Genomic DNA, 18,501 nt, shown 5'->3' with positions numbered 1-18,501 from the left:
CCTGAGCCCCTGGCGCAAAGGCCCGTTCCATCTGTTCGGCGTGCATGTGGACACCGAGTGGCGTTCGGACTGGAAGTGGTCGCGGGTCGCGCCGCACCTGGACCTCAAAGGCAAGCGCATCCTCGATGTGGGCTGCGGCAACGGCTACTACATGTGGCGCATGCTCGGCGCCGGGGCCGACAGCGTGATTGGCGTGGACCCCAACTGGCTGTTCTTCTGCCAGTTCCAGGCGGTGCAGCGCTACTTGTCCGAGCCCAAGGCCTGGCACTTGCCGTTCCCGTTCGAAGACTTGCCGGCGAACCTGGAAGGCTTTGACACGGTATTTTCCATGGGCGTGTTCTACCACCGCCGCTCGCCCATCGAGCATTTGCTGGCGTTGAAGGACACCCTGGTCAAGGGCGGCGAGTTGGTGTTGGAAACATTGGTGGTGGAAGGCGACCAACAACAAGTGCTGGTGCCAGAAGACCGTTACGCCCAGATGCGCAACGTGTGGTTCCTGCCGTCGGTACCGGCGTTGATGCTGTGGCTGCGCCGGGCCGGGTTCAGTGATGTGCGGTGCGTGGATGTGAGCGTGACCACGGTTGAGGAGCAGCGTGGGACGCACTGGATGAAGTATCAGTCGCTGAGTGATTTCCTGGACCCTGAGGATCACAGCAAGACCATTGAAGGGCTGCCGGCGCCGATGCGGGCGGTGATCATCGCTCGTAAATGACACCACTATGATCGTTCCCACGCTCTGCGTGGGAATGCCTCTTGTGACGCTCTACGTCACGCTTTGGGACGCAGAGCGTCCTGTGCTGCGTTCCCACGCAGAGCGTGGGAACGATCATCACGGTTTGGCTCGTCGGGCTTTGAAGAACTCGCTCAGGACAGCCCCACACTCCTCGGCCAATACCCCGCCTTCAAACAACACCCGATGGTTAAGAAAACCCTGGGTAAAAAACTGCCCCTGGCTTTGCACGATGCCCGCCTTCGGCTCCAGCGCGCCATACACCACCCGCGCAACCCGCGAATGCACGATCAAACCCGCGCACATGCTGCACGGTTCCAGCGTCACATACAGCGTGCTGCCCACCAGCCGATAGTTGCTTATCGCTTGTGCAGCGGCGCGGATCGCGACCATTTCGGCATGGGCGCTGGGGTCGTTGCCACTGATGGGGCAGTTGAAGCCGCGGCCGATGATTTCACCGTCCTGCACCAGCACCGCACCCACCGGCACTTCGCCCAATGCAGCGCCTTGGGCGGCGAGCGCCAGGGCTTCGCGCATAAAGTCCTGGTCGCGGCTGCGGTCGATAATCGCGGCGGGGCGAATCTGGCGCATCACGCCACCTCGATGGCGGCCATCAGGCCGGTTTCCATGTGGTCGATCACATGGCAATGGAACATCCACACTCCTGGGTTATCCGCCACCAAGGCCACGCGGGCGCGTTCGTTCTTGCCCAGCAGGTAGGTGTCGGTGAAATACGGGATCACCTTGTGGCGGTTGGACGCAAGCACCTTGAAGCTCATGCCGTGCAGGTGGATCGGGTGCTGGTACTGGGTCATGTTCTTCAATTCGAAAATGTAGCTCTTGCCCTTCTCCAGCTTGGCAATCGGGCGGTCGGCGCAGGTCTTGTCGGTGATGTCCCAGGCCTGGCCGTTGATCTGCCACAGGCTCGGCGGCTTGCCGTTTTCGACATTGACCGACACTGAACCGACCCATTCGAAATTGAAGTTTAGTTTCTCGGCATTGGCCAGGTCTGGCTCGGCAACCGGGTTGGCCGGCAATGCCGGTGGCCATGCGGTAGGCGCGTCGGTATTGGCGACAGAGCGGAAGGTGCCAAGGCGCACCGGGCCGTTGCGCAGCGACAGTTCTTCGCCCGCCGGTGGCGCCTTGATCGCCAGGCAAATGCGCATACCCGGGCCCAGCCAATATTCCTTGCCCAACGGGCGCGGCTCGATGGGGTTACCGTCCAGGGCATAGATCTGCGCTTCGACGCCAGGAATATTGAGGCGATAAGTCAGGGTGTTGTCGAGGTTGAGTAGGCGCACGCGGGTGATTTGCCCAGCCGGCAGGTCGATCACCGCCTGGGGCACGCCGTTGATAGTCGAGAGGCGCCCGGCCGTGCCGCCACGCGCCGCTTCACGGGGGATGCTGAACTCGACAAATGCGCCCTCTTCGTCGATGTGCCAGTTCTTCAGGCTCAAGGTGCGTTCGTACTGGAAACCGGTGGGCTCGCGCTCTTCCACGATCAACGGGCCGACCAGGCCACGGCCGAGTTCCTCGCTGCTGCTCACGTGAGGGTGATACCAGTAACTGCCGGCATCGGGCACGCGGAATTTGTAGTCGAAGTATTCGCCAGGCAGCACCGGCAATTGCGAGACGTAGGGCACGCCGTCCATTTCCAGCGGCAGGCGGATGCCGTGCCAGTGGATGGTGGTGGCGACCGGCAGATGGTTGATAAAGCGCACCCGCAGCCATTCGCCTTGGCGCACCCGCAACTCGGTGCCCGGCGCCGATGGGCCGAACGCCCAGGCCTGGGTCTTGTGCCCCGGCACCAACTCTACGTCCAGGGGCGCGGCGATCAGCTCGTAATCGTGCCCCGCCTCGGACTCAGCGACTTTCCCCAGCCAGTAGCGGTAGCCACCGCCGGCACCGACGCCTACTACGGCCAGGCCAGCAAGACCACCCAGGATTTGTCGACGGGAAAAGGATCGGGACACAACAACCTCGCGTATCTGCCGCAGGCCAAGGGCCCGCAAAGGGCTGATACGATACACCTGCGTCGGCTAAACAGTAAGGCTTCGCATTGCCGCATGCCAAAAACGCCGACGACTCATCATGTGGGAGCTGGCTTGCCTGCGATTGCAGTGGGCCAGCTACGAATGCGTCAACTGACACTCCGCTATCGCAGGCAAGCCAGCTCCCACATTGATCTTCATTGTTTATCAGTGCTTGGCAGCGGCCAGAATCAGGGCTTTCATCTCGGCCACGGCGCCTTTGAAACCGACGAAAAGCGCGTGCGCGACCAGCGCATGGCCGATGTTCAGTTCGTTGATGCCCTTGATCGCGGCCACGGCTTCGACGTTGTGGTAATGCAAGCCATGGCCGGCATTGACGATCAAGCCTTCGTTGAGCCCGCAGTTCACGCCGTCGATGATGCGTTGCAGTTCGTCGGCCACTTCGGTCGGCGTGGTGGCATCGGCATAACGGCCAGTGTGCAGCTCGATCGCCGGGGCGCCGACGCGGCGGGAGGCTTCGATCTGGCGTTCGTCGGCGTCGATAAACAGCGAGACTTCGCTGCCGATCCGCGACAGGCGCTCCACCGCGGCCTTGATCCGCGCTTCCTGGCCGGCGACGTCGAGGCCGCCTTCGGTGGTCAGCTCCTGGCGAGTTTCCGGTACCAGGCAGATATGCGCCGGGCGAATGCGCTCGGCGAACGTCATCATTTCTTCGGTCACGCCCATTTCGAAGTTCATGCGGGTTTGCAGCACGTCCTTGAGCAGCAGCACATCGCGCTCCTGGATGTGACGGCGGTCTTCGCGCAGGTGCACAGTGATGCCGTCGGCGCCCGCTTCTTCGGCGTCCAGCGCGGCCTTGACCGGGTCAGGGTAACGGGTGCCCCGGGCCTGGCGCAGGGTGGCGACGTGGTCGATGTTGACGCCAAGAAGAATGCGATTGCTGGTGGTCACGGAAGCGCTCCTGAAAAGGGAAAGAATCGGTGCACAGCATACACGGGGATGTCAGGGCTTTCGAAACAACTCGCGACTGACCAGCGGCCGCCCGCCCAGGTGCACGGCCAGGGCCTGGCGCATCAGGCGCTTGGCGGCGGACAGCGCACCGGGAGCGTGCCAGTCGGCTTCACTCATGGCCAGCAGTTCGGTGCCCTGAAACAGGCCGGGCTGCAGCAGGTACACGCGCTCAAGCCCCGCATCGACTTGCAGGCGATACATGCCATCGGCGGCGATGGGCTCTCCGTGCAAGTCGTTGGCCAGTTCGAAGCCGTAGCCAAGGTCGTCGAGCAAACGCCATTCGAAAGCGCGCAGCAGCGGTTCCAGCGGACGGCCTTCAGCGAGGGCCAGCAAGGTGGCAGCGTAGTGATCAAAGACTGCCGGGTGCGGGTCTTCGGCGGGCAGCAGGCGAATCAGCAGCTCATTGAGGTAAAGGCCGCTGAACAGCGCATCGCCATTCAGCCAGGCCGAGGTGCCAACGCTTTCCAGGCGGCCGACGTTTTTCAGCTCGCCCTTGCCGCGAAACTCCACGTCGAGCGCCACGAACGGCCGCGCCAAGGTGCCCGCCTTGCCCCGTGCGCTGCGCAAGACTGCGCGCAGTCGGCCTTGGGGCGTGAGGAAGTCCACCAACGCACTGGTTTCGCGGTAGGCGCGGCTGTGCAGGACGTAGGCGGGTTGGCTGGGGGGTGGGGATTGCGACATGAGACGGGGAATCTCTAAAGAAGGAGAGCGCTTGTGTGGCGAGGGGAGCTTGCTCCCGCTGGGCTGCGAAGCAGCCCCTCTAGCAGCCACCGAGTTATACCTGAAAAACCTCGTCGACCTTGTTGGGGCCGCTCCGCGGCCCAGCGGGAGCAAGCTCCCTCGCCACAGCAAGCCCGCCAGTCACTGTGCAACCCGTTACAGGTCGCCATAGCCCAGAGAGCGCAACGCACGCTCATCATCGGACCAGCCACCCTTAACCTTCACCCACAGGTTGAGCATGATCTTGGAGTCGAACAGCAGCTCCATGTCCTTGCGCGCTTCGGTGCCGATGCGCTTGATACGCTCGCCCTTGTCGCCAATGATGATTTTCTTCTGGCCGTCGCGTTCGACGAGGATCAGCGCATGAATGTGCAAGGTCTTGCCCTGCTGCTTGAACTCTTCGATTTCGACGGTGATCTGGTACGGCAGCTCGGCGCCCATCTGGCGCATGATTTTCTCGCGGACCAGTTCGGCGGCAAGGAAGCGGCTGCTGCGGTCGGTGATCTGGTCTTCCGGGAAGAAGTGCTCGTTTTCCGGCAGGTAACCGGCGATCACGCGCTCCAGGGCTTCGAGGTTGTGGCCGTGCTGGGCCGAGATCGGCATGATCTGGGCGTTCGGCAGTTGTTCCTGCAACCAGGTCAGGTGCGGCATCAGCTCGGCTTTGTCTTCGATACGGTCGGTCTTGTTCAGCGCGACGATCAACGGGCCGGTCACGTATTGCACCCGCTCGAGGACCATCTGGTCTTCGTCAGTCCACTTGGTGCGGTCGACCACGAAGATCACCACGTCGACGTCTTTCAACGCGGCCGAGGCGGTCTTGTTCATGTAGCGGTTCAGGGCTTTCTCGCCGCCTTTGTGCATGCCAGGAGTATCGACATACACCGCTTGCACGTTGCCTTCGGTCTTGATGCCCAGCATGTTGTGGCGGGTGGTCTGGGGCTTGCGCGAGGTGATCGCGAGCTTCTGGCCGAGGATGTGGTTGAGCAGCGTGGACTTGCCCACGTTCGGGCGGCCGACGATGGCAACATAGCCACAGCGTGTTGCGGTTGAATCAGTCATGGCCATTCTCCACGCCCAGGGCAATCAGTGCTGCAGCGGCCGCTACCTGTTCGGCAATACGACGGCTCACACCCTGACCTCGGCTTTTTTCGTTCAATAAAGTGATTTCACATTCCACGAAGAACACCCGGCAATGGGGCTCGCCCTGGATATCCACCACTTCGTAGCGTGGCAGTTCGCAACCGCGGGACTGCAGGTACTCTTGCAGGCGGGTCTTGGGATCCTTGTTGGTATCTACCAGCGTCAGGCTTTCGATTTCCGAGGCCAGCCAGGCGACAACGCGCTCCTTGGCCGTCTCCATGCCTGCATCGAGGTAGATCGCACCGATCAAGGCTTCCAGGGCATCAGCCAGGATTGACTCGCGACGGAAACCGCCGCTTTTCAACTCACCGGAACCCAGCCGCAGGTACTCGCCCAGGCCAAAGCCTCGGGCCAGCACGGCCAGGGTCTCGCCTTTCACAAGGCGTGCGCGCAGGCGCGACAGCTGGCCTTCTCGCGCTTGGGGGAAGCGCTCGAACAGCGCCTCGCCGGCGGCGAAATTGAGGATAGCGTCACCGAGGAATTCCAGGCGCTCGTTATTGCGCCCTGCAAAGCTGCGATGTGTGAGGGCAAGGACCATCAATTCCTGGTCCTTGAAGGTGTAGCCGAGCTGACGCTCGAGACGACTTAGAGAAACGGTCACGGTTTATCCATATCTAGTTGATGGCACCGGCGGCCATCGACGATTGACGCAGTGTTCAAATTCAAATCCTGATGGGTACCGGGCATCGGAAAATGTCCAAGCCCCAGAAAAGCATTCGGCGCTGTGTTCACAGCGCCGCTTGTATTACTTGATCAGCCCGACCCGCGAGAAGTTCGGCAGGTGGCTGAGCTTGGGTTCCGGCCAACTCATCCAGACCGCGAAGGCTTTGCCGACAATGTTCTCGTCCGGCACCATGCCCAGCAGATCCTTGGGAATGTTGGGGTCATCCCAGTAGCGGCTGTCGTTGGAGTTGTCCCGGTTGTCGCCCATCATGAAGTAGTGCCCGGCAGGCACTTTCCACTGGCCATCCGGCATCGCACGGTAGCGGCTCATTTCCTTGCGGATTTGGTGCTCCACCGCACCGAGTTTTTCCTGGTACAGCTCGGCGCTGCCCAAGGTATTCGGCTCGGCGCCCAACAGCTTCTCGGCCACCGACTCACCATTGATGAACAGGCGCTTGTCGCTGGTGTAGCGCACCACGTCGCCCGGCAGGCCGACGACTCGCTTGATGTAGTTGACGTTCGGGTCGCTTGGGTAGCGGAACACCATCACATCGCCGCGCTGCGGGTCACCCACCGGGATGACTTTCTTGTCGATCACCGGCAGGCGAATGCCGTAGGAAAACTTGTTCACCAGGATGAAGTCGCCCACGTCCAGGGTGGGTTTCATCGACCCCGAAGGGATCTGGAACGGCTCTACCAGAAACGAGCGCAGCACCAGCACGATGAACAACACCGGGAAGAACGACTTGCCGTACTCAACCAGCAAGGGCTCTTTGTTCAGCTTCTCGACCACCACCGCATCGGGCTGGCTGACGCTGCCCTGATAGGAAGCGATGGCCGCCCGACGACGCGGGGCGAAGAACACCAGATCGAGCAACGCCAGGAGACCACAGACGGCAACGGCAATGACCAGCAACAGCGGGAAATTTAGTGACATAGGACCTAACTATCCAACCTGAGCACCGCAAGGAAGGCTTCTTGTGGAACTTCCACGTTGCCTACTTGCTTCATGCGTTTTTTACCGGCCTTTTGCTTCTCAAGCAGTTTGCGCTTACGGCTTACGTCACCGCCGTAGCATTTGGCCAGTACGTTCTTTCTGAGAGCCTTGACGGAAGTCCGTGCAATGATCTGCCCGCCGATGGCGGCCTGGATCGCGACGTCGAACATCTGGCGCGGAATCAGTTCTTTCATCTTCTCGGTCAGTTGGCGACCTTTGTAATGCGCGTTGTCCTTGTGCACGATCAGTGCCAGGGCATCTACCTTGTCGCCGTTGATCAGCACATCCAGTTTCACCAGATTAGCCGATTGGTAACGATCGAAATGGTAGTCCAGCGAAGCATAGCCGCGACTGGTGGACTTGAGACGGTCGAAGAAGTCCAGGACCACTTCGTTCATCGGCATATCGTAGGTCACTTGTACCTGAGTACCGAGGAACAGCATGTCGCGCTGCACGCCACGTTTTTCGATGCACAGGGTAATGACGTTGCCCAAGTGTTCCTGCGGTACCAGGATATTGGCCCGCACGATCGGCTCGCGCATGTCTTCGATGGCCGACAGGTCCGGAAGCTTGGAGGGGTTGTCGACGTAAATCGTTTCACCGGTTTTGAGCAGCAACTCGAAAATAACGGTTGGCGCGGTGGTGATCAGGTCCAGGTCGTATTCGCGCTCGAGGCGCTCCTGGATGATCTCCATGTGCAGCATGCCCAGGAACCCGCAACGGAAGCCGAAGCCCAGGGCGTCGGAGCTTTCCGGGGTGTACTGCAACGACGAGTCGTTGAGGGTCAGTTTTTGCAGGGCTTCGCGGAAATCTTCGAAGTCATCGGAGCTGACCGGGAACAGGCCGGCGTAGACCTGTGGCTGGATGCGCTTGAAGCCGGGCAGCACGTCGACGTCTGGCGTGGAGCTCAGGGTCAGGGTGTCACCCACTGGTGCACCGTGAATATCCTTGATGCCAGCGATGATGAAGCCTACTTCACCGGCTTTCAGATCAGTGGTCGCGGTGTGTTTCGGGTTGAATACACCGACGCTGTCCACCAGGTGGATCTTGCCAGTGGACTTGACCAGGATCTTGTCGCCCTTCTTCACACGGCCATGGCGCACGCGTACCAGGGAAACAACGCCCAGGTAGTTGTCAAACCAGGAGTCGATGATCAACGCTTGCAGCGGATCTTCGTAGTTGCCGGTCGGTGCGGGAATGGTGTGCACCAGGCGTTCGAGCACTTCGTCGACACCCAGGCCGGTCTTGGCGCTGCAGGTGACGGCGTCGGTGGCGTCGATGCCGATGATCTTCTCGATCTCTTCCTTGACGCGCTCAGGCTCGGCCTGGGGCAGGTCGATCTTGTTGAGCACGGGCATGACTTCCAGGCCCTGCTCGATCGCGGTGTAGCAGTTGGCAACCGACTGCGCCTCCACGCCCTGGCCAGCATCGACCACCAGCAACGCGCCTTCGCAGGCCGCCAGCGAACGGCTGACTTCGTAGGTGAAGTCAACGTGGCCCGGGGTGTCAATGAAGTTCAGTTGGTAAGTAATGCCGTCTTTGGCCTTGTAGTACAGCGTGACGCTGTGGGCCTTGATGGTGATCCCGCGCTCGCGTTCGAGGTCCATGGAATCCAGTACCTGGGCTTCCATTTCACGCTCGGCAAGGCCGCCGCACATTTGGATAAATCGATCGGCCAGCGTCGACTTGCCATGGTCAATGTGGGCGATGATGGAGAAATTGCGGATATGACTCAAATCACTCACGGATCAACACTCAAAAAGGCTGCAGGCAGATTGCCCGCTGAAAAATAGCCGGGAATTGTACCTGATGCTCAGGCCAGACGTCATCTTTGCTGACCAATACAAAAAAGCCCCACTTTAATGGGGCTTAAAACTGTAGGAGCGAGCTCGCTCGCGAAAATCGCCAACGATAACGCGCTTATTCTGGATAAACGCTGCGTTTCGCAGACTTTCGCGAGCAAGCTCGCTCCTACAGTGAGTGGCATTTAGCGAGCGCGGCTTCAACCCGCCCGGCGCAGCAGCCAGAACCCGGCCACGGCACAAATAGCTGTTGGCACCAGCACCGCAAACAGCGGCGAGAAGCCGAATACCAGGCTCGACGGCCCAAGCAAGTCCTGGGCGATGCGGAAGGTGAAGCCCACCAGCACGCCGGTAAATACCCGTTGGCCCAGGGTCACGGAACGCAATGGCCCGAAAATGAAGGAGATCGCCATCAACACCAAGGCCGCGGTAACCACCGGCTGCAAGACTTTCACCCAGAACGCCAGCCAGTAGCGGCCATTGTTCAAACCCTGCTCCTTGAGGTAGTGGATATAGCTCCACAAACCGGAGATCGGCAGGGCTTCCGGCACCATGACCACGGTGTTGAGCAACTCCGGCTTGAGGGCGATATCCCACTGTTCGGTCGGCACATTGACCACTTCGGTGCTGGACTGGGTGCCCTGGCCCACGTTACGGAAGTGCGTGGTGGTGACGTCGCTCAGTTGCCATTGCTCGCCACTGTACTGCGCGCGCTTGGCGAAGCTGGACGACAGCATGTGCCGTTCTTTGTCGAAGGTGTAGCGGGTCACCCCGATCAACAGGCCACCCGGCTGCACGGCGTTGATGTGAATGAACTCGTCACCTTGGCGGTGCCACAGGCCATGCTTGGCGCTTTGCGCATCGCCCGAACCCTGGGCCAGGGCGCGATTGGCCTGGGCGGTGGCTTCGGCCGGTGGCGCGACGTACTCACCGATCAGCACGCTGCACGCCATCAGCAGCAGCATCGGCTTCATCACCGCCCAGACGATACGGCCGATAGACACCCCGGCGGCGCGCATGATGGTCAGCTCGCTGTTGCTGGCCAGGGTACCCAGGCCGATCAGGCAACCAATCAGCGCGGCCATTGGCATCATGTCGTAGAGACGACGCGGCGCGGTCAGTGCGACGTAGCTCAGCACGTCCGTGACTGTGTAGGTGTCAGTAACGTTGCCCACTTCATCAATGAAGGCGAACAACAAGGCCAGGCCGAGGATGATGCCCAGTACCGCAAGGATGGCGATCAGTACGCTAATGCCGATGTAGCGATCAAGCTTAGCCACGGGCCAACTCCTTCAGGCCACGACGGCTCTTCATTTTCAAACGGATAGGTTCCCAGTAGAGCAGCCCGAGGCCGATCATCAGGAAAACCCCGTGCACCCACCACAGGCCCAGGGCCGGCGGCAACTTGCCCTTCTCCAGGGAACCACGGGCGGAAATCAGGATGGTCAGGTAGGCCATGTACAGCAGGATCGCCGGCAGCAACTTGAGGAAGCGCCCCTGGCGCGGGTTGACGCGCGACAGCGGCACGGCCATCAGGGTCACGATAAACACCAGCAGCGGCAGGGACAGGCGCCATTGCAACTCGGCGATGGAGCGCAACTCCGGGCTGCCGAACAGCGATGAGGTGGGCAGTGCGTCGCGGTCGGTGACCTCGTCACTGATCTCGGCCTTGGGCAGCATGACGCCATAGGTGTCGTACTTGATCGCCCGATAATCCGCCAGGCCAGGGCTGCCGTCGTAGCGGTAGCCGTTTTCCAGGATCAGGTAGCGATTGCCATCAGGACGGATTTCCTGACGACCGCTGTCGGCCACCAGAATCGAAATACCCCGATCCTTCTGGTTCTGACCTAGGTTCTTCTGGGAGATGAACACGCCGCCAAGGTTGGAGCGGTCGTCGGTCATGGTTTCGGTGTAGGTCACCCGCGAACCGTCGCTGAGCGACTGGAAGCGACCGGGCTCGAGGGTGTCGAACTCAGTCATCGCATCCTGCTTGTTCAGCAGGAGCTGGAATTGCATGGCCCCCTGGGGCGCCAGGCTCATGCTCAACCAGGCCACCACCAGGGCAACACCGGCGGCAGGCACCATGGTCATGGCCAGCAGGCGCTGCTGGCTCATGCCGGTGGCCGACAGCACGGTCATCTCGCTTTCCAAGTACAGCCGGCCATAGGCCAGCAATATGCCGAGAAACAGGCCAAGCGGCAGGATCAACTGGAGCATGCCGGGCATCCGGTAGCCCATGATCAGGAACAGTGAGCCCGGGTCCAGGGCGCCAGCGGCGGCTTGGGCCAGGAACTTGACGAAACGACCACTCATGATGATGACCAGCAACACCGCACTCACGGCACTCAGGGTCAACAGGACTTCGCGGGACAGATAACGGAAGACAATCAAACCAGACACTCCAGGGTTGTCAGGCTAAGGCGGCCAAACAAGCAAGCATACCGAGTCGACCCGCTTACCACGGGCCGGCTAAAAAGATGGCGCATTATCCTGTGATTGACCTCGCCTGTCACGGAGCTTACTCATGCGCACGCACAAAGCGTGCGCCAAGGGTTGTCAGGCTCCGTTGGCGAGGTTCAAACTGCGGCCTTTGTCGCTGGCGGTTTACAACGCTGCCGAGCTTTAAAGCCGGAGTACAAGCTCCCGGCTCACAGACCTTGATAAGGGACCCGAAAATGGAATTGGTTGTAAAAAGCGTTAGCCCCGAAACGTTGAAAACCGCCACCCTCGTGGTCGCTGTCGGCGAAGGCCGCACACTCGGCGTCGCCGCCAAGCAACTGGACGAACTGAGCGGCGGCGCTATCAGCGCAGTGCTCAAGCGCGGCGACCTGGCCGGCAAGGTCGGTCAGAGCCTGTTGCTGCAGAGCCTGCCCAACCTTAAAGCCGAGCGCGTTTTGCTGGTGGGCGTGGGCAAGGATGCCGAACTGGGCGACCGTCCGTTTCGCAAGATCGTCAGCGGCATCCTCACCACCCTCAAGGGCCTGGGCGGCAGCGATGCGGTGCTGGCGCTCGATGAAATCGTGGTCAAGGGCCGCGACAGCTACGGCAAGACCCGACTGCTGGCCGAGTCGCTGGTGGACGGCGGCTATATTTTCGACCAGTTCAAGAGCCAGAAAGCCGAACCCCGCGCCCTGAAGAAAATCACCCTGCTGACCATCAAGGCTGCCCAGGCTGAAGTCCAGCGCGCCGTCACCCACGCCCAGGCCATCGCCAACGGCATGTCGTTCACTCGCGACCTGGGCAACCTGCCGCCGAACATCTGCCACCCGACATTCCTGGGCGAACAGGCCAAGGCATTGGGCAAAGAGTTCAAGGGCCTGAAGGTTGAAGTGCTGGACGAGAAGAAGATCAAGGACCTGGGCATGGGCTCGTTCTATGCCGTGGGCCAGGGCAGCGACCAGCCGCCACGCCTGATCGTGATGCAATACAACGGCGGCAAGAAGTCCGAGAAGCCTTACGCCCTGGTAGGTAAAGGCATCACCTTCGATACCGGCGGCATCAGCCTCAAGCCCGGTGCCGGCATGGACGAGATGAAGTACGACATGGGCGGCGCCGCCAGCGTGTTCGGCACCCTGCGTGCCGTGCTGGAACTCAAGCTGCCGATCAACCTGGTGTGCATTTTGGCCTGTGCCGAGAACATGCCGAGCGGCGGCGCGGCTCGCCCAGGCGATATCGTCACCACCATGAGCGGCCAGACTGTGGAGATCCTCAACACCGACGCCGAAGGCCGCCTGGTGCTGTGCGATGCCCTGACCTACGCCGAACGCTTCAAGCCCCAGGCCGTGATCGACATCGCGACCCTGACCGGCGCGTGCATCGTTGCCTTGGGTTCCCACACTTCGGGCCTGCTGGGCAATAACGACGAACTGATCGAGCAACTGCTCAGCGCCGGCAAGGCCGCCGACGACCGCGCCTGGCAACTGCCGCTGTTCGATGAGTACCAGGAACAGCTCGATAGCCCGTTCGCCGACATCGCCAACATCGGTGGCCCGAAAGCCGGCACCATCACTGCGGCCTGCTTCCTGTCGCGCTTTGCCAAGAACTTCAACTGGGCTCACCTGGACATCGCCGGCACGGCCTGGACCAGCGGCGGCAAGGACAAGGGCGCCACTGGCCGTCCGGTACCCCTGCTGACCCAATACCTGCTGGATCGCGCCAAAGCTTAAGCGGCCCCTGCGCCTCTCTGTAGGAGCGAGCTTGCTCCTACAGAGGGGCCATCAGGCCAACCCCAGGATTTTCAATGCCCCAAGTCGACTTCTATATATTGCCCAGCGCCGATCCCCTCGCGCGCCTGGACTTTGCCTGCAAACTCACCGAAAAAGCCTGGCGTATGGGCCATCGCATCTACCTGCACTGCAGCGATGCCGCCCAACGTGACGAACTTGATGCCCGTCTGTGGCGCTTCAAGGGCGAAAGCTTCGTGCCCCACGGCCACGCCGAATCCGAACCTGAAAGCCTGGTTGTGCTGGGCTTGGGGGATAATTGCGGCGATCACAGTGATTTGCTGGTCAACCTCGACCTGAAAGTACCGGCCTTTGCCCAAGCGTTCGCCCGTGTGGCGGAAGTGGTGGTGGAAGACCCGGCTATTCGTCAGGCTGCGCGGGAGAGTTTCCGTTTCTACCGTGAACAGGGCTATCCTCTGCAAGATCACCGGCTACAACGACTTTGAGTACATGATGGACACTCCCAACCCGCTGAAAAAAGACGACCACCTGCTGGATGACCTGGAGTCGATCCGTCAGTTGCTGGGTGATGACAACCTGCAACCGCCGCTGCTGACCGAGACGGTCGAGGGTGAGGTACAGATTCCGCTGTTGTTCGACATGGTCGGCGGCAAGCCTGCCGCGCCGGCACCTGCGATTGCAGAACCCGCTCCAGCCGCCGAAAAAGCCCCCGACGCCCTGCTGCTGCACCTGGACAACGAACTGCGCGCCGCTGCGCAATTGATCATGCAGGATGTGATCGATGACTTTGCGCCGCATATCGAGGCCGAGATCAAGCGTCGGATGGATGCGCGGATGGAGCGGTTGCTCAGCCAATACCAGTCTTAAACCTTGCATAGACCCCTGTGGGAGCTGGCTTGCCTGCGATGGCGGCGCATCAGTCGCCGAAGATGCTGACTGAAACACCGCCATCGCAGGCAAGCCAGCTCCCACATTAATTCTGCATCGGTCTTAACCGTCTTCGCCTCGCCCTCGCCCCTATCCCCCGTTATACTTGCCGGCTTTCCTGAATAAATGCCAACTAGGGTCCCGCCGCGCATGGATAAGACCTACCAGCCCCACGCTATCGAAACTTCCTGGTACAACACCTGGGAGTCCGAGAACTATTTCGCCCCACAAGGTGCGGGCGACTCGTACACCATCATGATTCCGCCACCGAACGTCACTGGCAGCCTGCACATGGGCCATGGCTTCAACAATGCGATCATGGATGCGTTGATCCGCTTCCGCCGCATGCAGGGTCGCGACACCCTGTGGCAACCGGGCACCGACCACGCCGGTATCGCCACCCAGATGCTGGTGGAACGCCAACTGGAAGCCACCGGCCAGAACCGTCACGACCTGGGTCGCGAGAAATTCCTGGAGAAAGTCTGGGAATGGAAAGACCAGTCCGGCGGCAATATCAGCCGTCAGATCCGTCGCCTGGGTTCGTCCGTAGACTGGAGCCGCGAGCGCTTCACCATGGACGACGGCCTGTCCGAAGCCGTTAAGGAAGCCTTCGTGCGCTTGCATGAAGACGGCCTGATCTACCGCGGCAAGCGCCTGGTCAACTGGGACACCAAGTTGCACACGGCCATTTCCGACCTTGAAGTGGAAAACCACGACGAGAAAGGCTTCCTGTGGAACCTCAAGTACCCGCTGGCCGACGGCGCCAAGACCGCTGAAGGCAATGATTACCTGATCGTCGCCACCACCCGACCGGAAACCATGCTCGGCGATGCCGCCGTCGCCGTTAACCCGAACGACGAGCGCTACCAGGCGCTGATCGGCAAATTCGTCGAACTGCCACTGGTTGGCCGCCGTATCCCGATCATCGCGGATGACTACTGCGACCCTGAGTTCGGCACCGGCTGCGTGAAAATCACCCCGGCCCACGATTTCAACGACTACGAAGTCGGCAAGCGCCACAACCTGCCGTTGCTGAACATCTTCGACAAGAATGCCGCCGTATTGCCGGCCTGCCAGGTGTTCAACCTGGACGGCACGCTCAACGACAGCATTGACGGCAAGATCCCGGCCGAATACGCAGGCCTGGACCGTTTTGAAGCGCGCAAACAGATCGTTGCCGCCTTCGACGCTGCCGGTTTGCTGGTCAGCGTTGACGACCACGGCCTGAAAGTGCCGAAGGGCGACCGCTCCGGCACCGTGATCGAGCCGTGGCTGACCGACCAGTGGTACGTGTCCACCAAGCCGCTGGCAGAACCTGCGATTGCCGCCGTGGAAGATGGCCGCATCCAGTTCGTGCCTAAACAGTACGAAAACATGTACTTCTCGTGGATGCGCGACATCCAGGACTGGTGCATCAGCCGTCAGCTGTGGTGGGGCCACCGTATTCCGGCCTGGTACGACGAGTCGGGCAAGGTCTATGTAGGCCGCGACGAAGCCGAAGTGCGTGCCAAGCACAACCTCGGCGCGGACATCGCGCTGCAACAGGACAACGACGTACTGGACACCTGGTTCAGTTCGGGCCTGTGGACCTTCTCTACCCTGGGCTGGCCGCAGCAGACCGAGTTCCTGAAGAAATTCCACTCAACCGACGTGCTGGTCACCGGCTTCGACATCATTTTCTTCTGGGTTGCCCGGATGATCATGCTCACCATGCACCTGGTGAAGAACGAAGACGGCACCCCGCAGGTACCGTTCAAGACCGTGTACGTACACGGCCTGGTACGCGACGGCCAGGGCCAGAAGATGTCCAAGTCCAAGGGCAACGTCCTGGACCCGCTGGACATCATCGACGGCATCGATCTGGAAACCCTGGTGCAGAAACGCACCTCGGGCCTGATGCAGCCGAAACTGGCGAAAAAGATCGAGAAGCAGACCCGCGACGAATTCGCCGACGGTATCGCCAGCTACGGCACCGACGCCCTGCGCTTCACCTTCTGCTCGCTGGCCTCCACCGGTCGCGACATCAAGTTCGACATGGGCCGCGTCGAAGGCTATCGCAACTTCTGCAACAAGATCTGGAACGCGGCGCGCTACGTGCTGGACAAAGGCGAAGACTGCGGCCAGAACGGCGAAGCCTATGAGCTGAGCCTGGCGGATCGCTGGATCATCTCGCAGTTGCAGCGCACAGAAGCCGAAGTGACCCGCCAGCTCGACCAGTTCCGTTTCGACCTGGCCGCACAGGCCCTGTACGAGTTCATCTGGAACCAGTATTGCGACTGGTACCTGGAACTGTCCAAGCCGGTACTGTGGGACGAAAACGCGCCGGTCGAACGCCAGCGCGGCACCCGTCGCACCCTGGTGCGCGTGCTGGAAGTGGCGTTGCGCCTGGCGCACCCGTTCATGCCGTTCATCACCGAAGAAATCTGGCAGCGCCTGGCGCCGCTGGCCGGTATCGAAGGCAAGACCATCATGCTGCAACCTTGGCCGGTGGCCAACGAAGCGCGCATCGATGAGGCCGCCGAAAGCGATATCGAATGGCTCAAGACTCTGATGCTCGGCACACGTAACATCCGCGCCGAGATGAACATCGGTCCGGGCAAGCCGCTGGCCGTGTTCGTCAAGAACGCCAGTGCCGAAGACCAGCGTCGCCTCAGCGAGAACGATGCGCTGCTCAAGAAGCTGGCCAAGCTGGAGTCGATCACCGTATTGGCTGCCGATGCCGAAGCACCGTTGTCTGCCACCGCGTTGGTGGGTGATATGGAAGTGCTGGTGCCGATGGCCGGCCTGATCGACAAGGGCGCGGAACTGGCCCGCCTCGACAAGGAAATTGCGCGTCTGCAAGGCGAAGTGCAGCGAGTGGGCGGCAAGCTGTCCAACGCGGCGTTCGTTGACAAGGCGCCGGCTGAAGTGATCGAGAAAGAACGCGCCAAGTTGGCCGAGGCTGAACAGGCCTTGGGCAAGCTGGCGGAGCAACATGCGCGGATTTCCAGCCTGTAAGGGGAAACCGTGTAGAGAAAGAGGCCTTCGGGCCTCTTTTTTTTGTCCAGGAAAACGACACCATTTCCCAATCAAAACCCTATCACTGTGGGAGCTGGCTTGCCTGCGATACTGACGACTCGGTGTATCAGGCAGACCGAGGTGATGCTATCGCAGGCAAGCCAGCTCCCACATTTGACCGAGTTGTGTTCAGGAATGTGTGACAATGCCCACCACATTGAGCCAACACCAGAATCATCATGACCGCCTCCACTACGCCCAAACCACCGCGCAAGAAGCCTAAAACCGCCGCCACGGCCAAACCCGTCGCGCCGCGCAAAGAGGCCACCCTGCACCCGCGCAACCGCCACACGGGCCGTTACGACTTCCCGGCGCTGATCAAAACCACGCCGGAACTGGCGCAGTTCGTGATCATCAACCCCTACGGCAAAGAGAGCATCGACTTCGCCAGCCCGGATGCGGTGCGGGTGTTCAACCGGGCACTGCTCAAGTCGTTCTATGGCATCCAGCATTGGGACATCCCTGCCGACTACCTGTGCCCGCCGGTGCCGGGGCGTGCCGACTACGTGCACTTCCTCGCCGACCTGCTGGCCAGCGTCAACGACGGCAAGATCCCGCGGGGCTCGATCGTCAAGGTGCTGGACATCGGTATGGGCGCCAACTGCGTGTACCCGCTGATTGGCTATATGGAGTACCGCTGGAACTTCCTGGGCTCGGAGGTCGACCCGATCGCCGTGTCCGCCGCCAAGGCCATCGTGCAGTCCAACGACCTGAGCAAGGTCATCCAGCTGCGCCAGCAACCCAACCCCAAGCAGATCCTGTTGGGCCTGCTGGAGCCGGGTGAGCGCTTTGACCTTACGATGTGCAACCCGCCGTTCCATGCATCCATGGACGAAGCCACCAAAGGCAGCGAGCGTAAATGGCGCGCCTTGGGCAAGGCCGACCCGAAACGCAAGTTGCCGGTGCTCAACTTCGGTGGTCAATCGGCCGAACTGTGGTGTGAAGGTGGCGAAGCGCGATTTGTGACGCAACTGATCGCCGAGAGCGCGCATTTTGCGCATAAAGTGCTGTGGTTCAGCACCCTGGTGTCCAAAGCGTCCAACCTGCCGGCGATCGAAACCGCGCTGAAAAAAGCCGGCGTGCTGGAAAGCCAGGTGGTGGAGATGTCCCAAGGGCAGAAGCAGAGCCGCTTTGTGGCCTGGACATTCCAGACCAAGAACGAGCAGCAGATCTGGCGCCAGCGCTGGGTTCGATAAGAATCATTGTGGCGAGGGAGCTTGCTCCCGCTGGGCAGCGCAGCGGCCCCAAAATCCTGGGAGCGCTGCGCACTCCAGCGGGA

16 protein-coding genes are annotated in these 18,501 nt (G+C 61.1%); 6 read left to right on the top strand and 10 right to left on the bottom strand.

Features of this window, described 5'->3' with window-relative positions; translation table 11 throughout:
* Positions 1 to 712: tRNA 5-methoxyuridine(34)/uridine 5-oxyacetic acid(34) synthase CmoB (cmoB, locus tag APH41_RS20705; RefSeq protein ID WP_054921126.1), on the top strand; the 712-nt coding region annotated here is incomplete at its 5' end.
* A 117-nt stretch (positions 713 to 829) separates the two neighbouring features.
* On the opposite strand, the gene tadA is transcribed toward cmoB, so the two are convergent.
* The 10 genes from tadA to lptF all read right to left on the bottom strand — a co-directional run bounded on the left by tadA (position 830) and on the right by lptF (position 11,445).
* Entirely contained in the window at positions 830 to 1,321 is a 492-nt protein-coding gene (gene tadA, locus APH41_RS20700) for a tRNA adenosine(34) deaminase TadA (RefSeq protein WP_034128654.1), read from the bottom strand.
* On the bottom strand, positions 1,321 to 2,703 hold the full coding sequence (locus APH41_RS20695; RefSeq protein ID WP_034128713.1) for a multicopper oxidase family protein: 1,383 nt from the start codon (positions 2,701 to 2,703) through the stop codon (positions 1,321 to 1,323). The genes tadA and APH41_RS20695 overlap by 1 nt, the downstream gene beginning before the upstream one ends.
* A gap of 225 nt (positions 2,704 to 2,928) precedes the next feature.
* Positions 2,929 to 3,672, bottom strand: a complete 744-nt coding sequence (gene pdxJ / locus APH41_RS20690) for a pyridoxine 5'-phosphate synthase (RefSeq protein ID WP_054921124.1) — start codon at positions 3,670 to 3,672, stop codon at positions 2,929 to 2,931.
* A gap of 51 nt (positions 3,673 to 3,723) precedes the next feature.
* Positions 3,724 to 4,413, bottom strand: coding sequence for a DNA repair protein RecO (recO, locus tag APH41_RS20685; protein ID WP_034128656.1), 690 nt, complete (start codon positions 4,411 to 4,413; stop codon positions 3,724 to 3,726).
* 195 nt (positions 4,414 to 4,608) lie between these two features.
* Positions 4,609 to 5,511 (bottom strand): GTPase Era, encoded by a 903-nt coding sequence (era, locus tag APH41_RS20680; protein WP_005785147.1) that lies wholly within the window; start codon positions 5,509 to 5,511, stop codon positions 4,609 to 4,611.
* Positions 5,504 to 6,193, bottom strand: coding sequence for a ribonuclease III (gene rnc / locus APH41_RS20675; protein ID WP_003188856.1), 690 nt, complete (start codon positions 6,191 to 6,193; stop codon positions 5,504 to 5,506). The genes era and rnc overlap by 8 nt, the downstream gene beginning before the upstream one ends.
* Before the next feature lie 144 nt (positions 6,194 to 6,337).
* Positions 6,338 to 7,192, bottom strand: coding sequence for a signal peptidase I (gene lepB / locus APH41_RS20670; protein WP_003188855.1), 855 nt, complete (start codon positions 7,190 to 7,192; stop codon positions 6,338 to 6,340).
* A gap of 5 nt (positions 7,193 to 7,197) precedes the next feature.
* Entirely contained in the window at positions 7,198 to 8,997 is a 1,800-nt protein-coding gene (lepA, locus tag APH41_RS20665; protein WP_032877619.1) for a translation elongation factor 4, read from the bottom strand.
* A gap of 257 nt (positions 8,998 to 9,254) precedes the next feature.
* Positions 9,255 to 10,334 carry an LPS export ABC transporter permease LptG gene (gene lptG / locus APH41_RS20660; protein ID WP_003188851.1) on the bottom strand — a complete coding sequence of 360 codons (1,080 nt, stop codon included), beginning with the start codon at positions 10,332 to 10,334 and terminating at the stop codon, positions 9,255 to 9,257.
* Complete coding sequence (gene lptF / locus APH41_RS20655) at positions 10,327 to 11,445, bottom strand: LPS export ABC transporter permease LptF (RefSeq protein ID WP_034128657.1); 1,119 nt, start codon at positions 11,443 to 11,445, stop codon at positions 10,327 to 10,329. Before lptF ends, lptG begins: the two co-directional genes overlap by 8 nt.
* 284 nt (positions 11,446 to 11,729) lie before the next feature.
* On the opposite strand from lptF, the gene APH41_RS20650 reads away from it, so the two are divergent.
* The 5 genes from APH41_RS20650 to rlmF all read left to right on the top strand — a co-directional run bounded on the left by APH41_RS20650 (position 11,730) and on the right by rlmF (position 18,418).
* Positions 11,730 to 13,220, top strand: a complete 1,491-nt coding sequence (locus APH41_RS20650; RefSeq protein WP_034128658.1) for a leucyl aminopeptidase — start codon at positions 11,730 to 11,732, stop codon at positions 13,218 to 13,220.
* 74 nt (positions 13,221 to 13,294) lie between these two features.
* The gene (locus APH41_RS20645; RefSeq protein ID WP_054921121.1) at positions 13,295 to 13,723 is read left to right on the top strand and encodes a DNA polymerase III subunit chi; all 429 of its coding nucleotides are present in this window, start codon (positions 13,295 to 13,297) and stop codon (positions 13,721 to 13,723) included.
* A gap of 7 nt (positions 13,724 to 13,730) precedes the next feature.
* Complete coding sequence (locus tag APH41_RS20640) at positions 13,731 to 14,105, top strand: hypothetical protein (RefSeq protein WP_034128660.1); 375 nt, start codon at positions 13,731 to 13,733, stop codon at positions 14,103 to 14,105.
* Between the two features lie 210 nt (positions 14,106 to 14,315).
* Positions 14,316 to 17,162, top strand: a complete 2,847-nt coding sequence (locus APH41_RS20635) for a valine--tRNA ligase (protein ID WP_054897749.1) — start codon at positions 14,316 to 14,318, stop codon at positions 17,160 to 17,162.
* A 239-nt stretch (positions 17,163 to 17,401) separates the two neighbouring features.
* On the top strand, positions 17,402 to 18,418 hold the full coding sequence (rlmF, locus tag APH41_RS20630) for a 23S rRNA (adenine(1618)-N(6))-methyltransferase RlmF (RefSeq protein WP_054921119.1): 1,017 nt from the start codon (positions 17,402 to 17,404) through the stop codon (positions 18,416 to 18,418).
* Positions 18,419 to 18,501 lie beyond the last annotated feature (83 nt).

It is taken from the genome of Pseudomonas sp. NBRC 111138 (assembly GCF_001320835.1).
GTDB classification, from domain to species: Bacteria; Pseudomonadota; Gammaproteobacteria; order Pseudomonadales; family Pseudomonadaceae; genus Aquipseudomonas; species Aquipseudomonas paracarnis.
Note: the sequence above shows the minus strand (reverse complement) of the source record. Positions and strands in the feature narration are given on the sequence as shown.

Bases quoted from the DNA above. Each gene is read 5' to 3' on its own strand.
- tadA (WP_034128654.1), bottom strand. From the start codon at position 1,321: ATGCGCCAGATTCGCCCCGCCGCGATTATCGACCGCAGCCGCGACCAG.
- recO (WP_034128656.1), bottom strand. From the start codon at position 4,413: ATGTCGCAATCCCCACCCCCCAGCCAACCCGCCTACGTCCTGCACAGC.
- era (WP_005785147.1), bottom strand. From the start codon at position 5,511: ATGACTGATTCAACCGCAACACGCTGTGGCTATGTTGCCATCGTCGGC.
- lepB (WP_003188855.1), bottom strand. From the start codon at position 7,192: ATGTCACTAAATTTCCCGCTGTTGCTGGTCATTGCCGTTGCCGTCTGT.
- APH41_RS20650 (WP_034128658.1), top strand. From the start codon at position 11,730: ATGGAATTGGTTGTAAAAAGCGTTAGCCCCGAAACGTTGAAAACCGCC.
- APH41_RS20645 (WP_054921121.1), top strand. From the start codon at position 13,295: ATGCCCCAAGTCGACTTCTATATATTGCCCAGCGCCGATCCCCTCGCG.
- APH41_RS20640 (WP_034128660.1), top strand. From the start codon at position 13,731: ATGGACACTCCCAACCCGCTGAAAAAAGACGACCACCTGCTGGATGAC.
- APH41_RS20635 (WP_054897749.1), top strand. From the start codon at position 14,316: ATGGATAAGACCTACCAGCCCCACGCTATCGAAACTTCCTGGTACAAC.
- rlmF (WP_054921119.1), top strand. From the start codon at position 17,402: ATGACCGCCTCCACTACGCCCAAACCACCGCGCAAGAAGCCTAAAACC.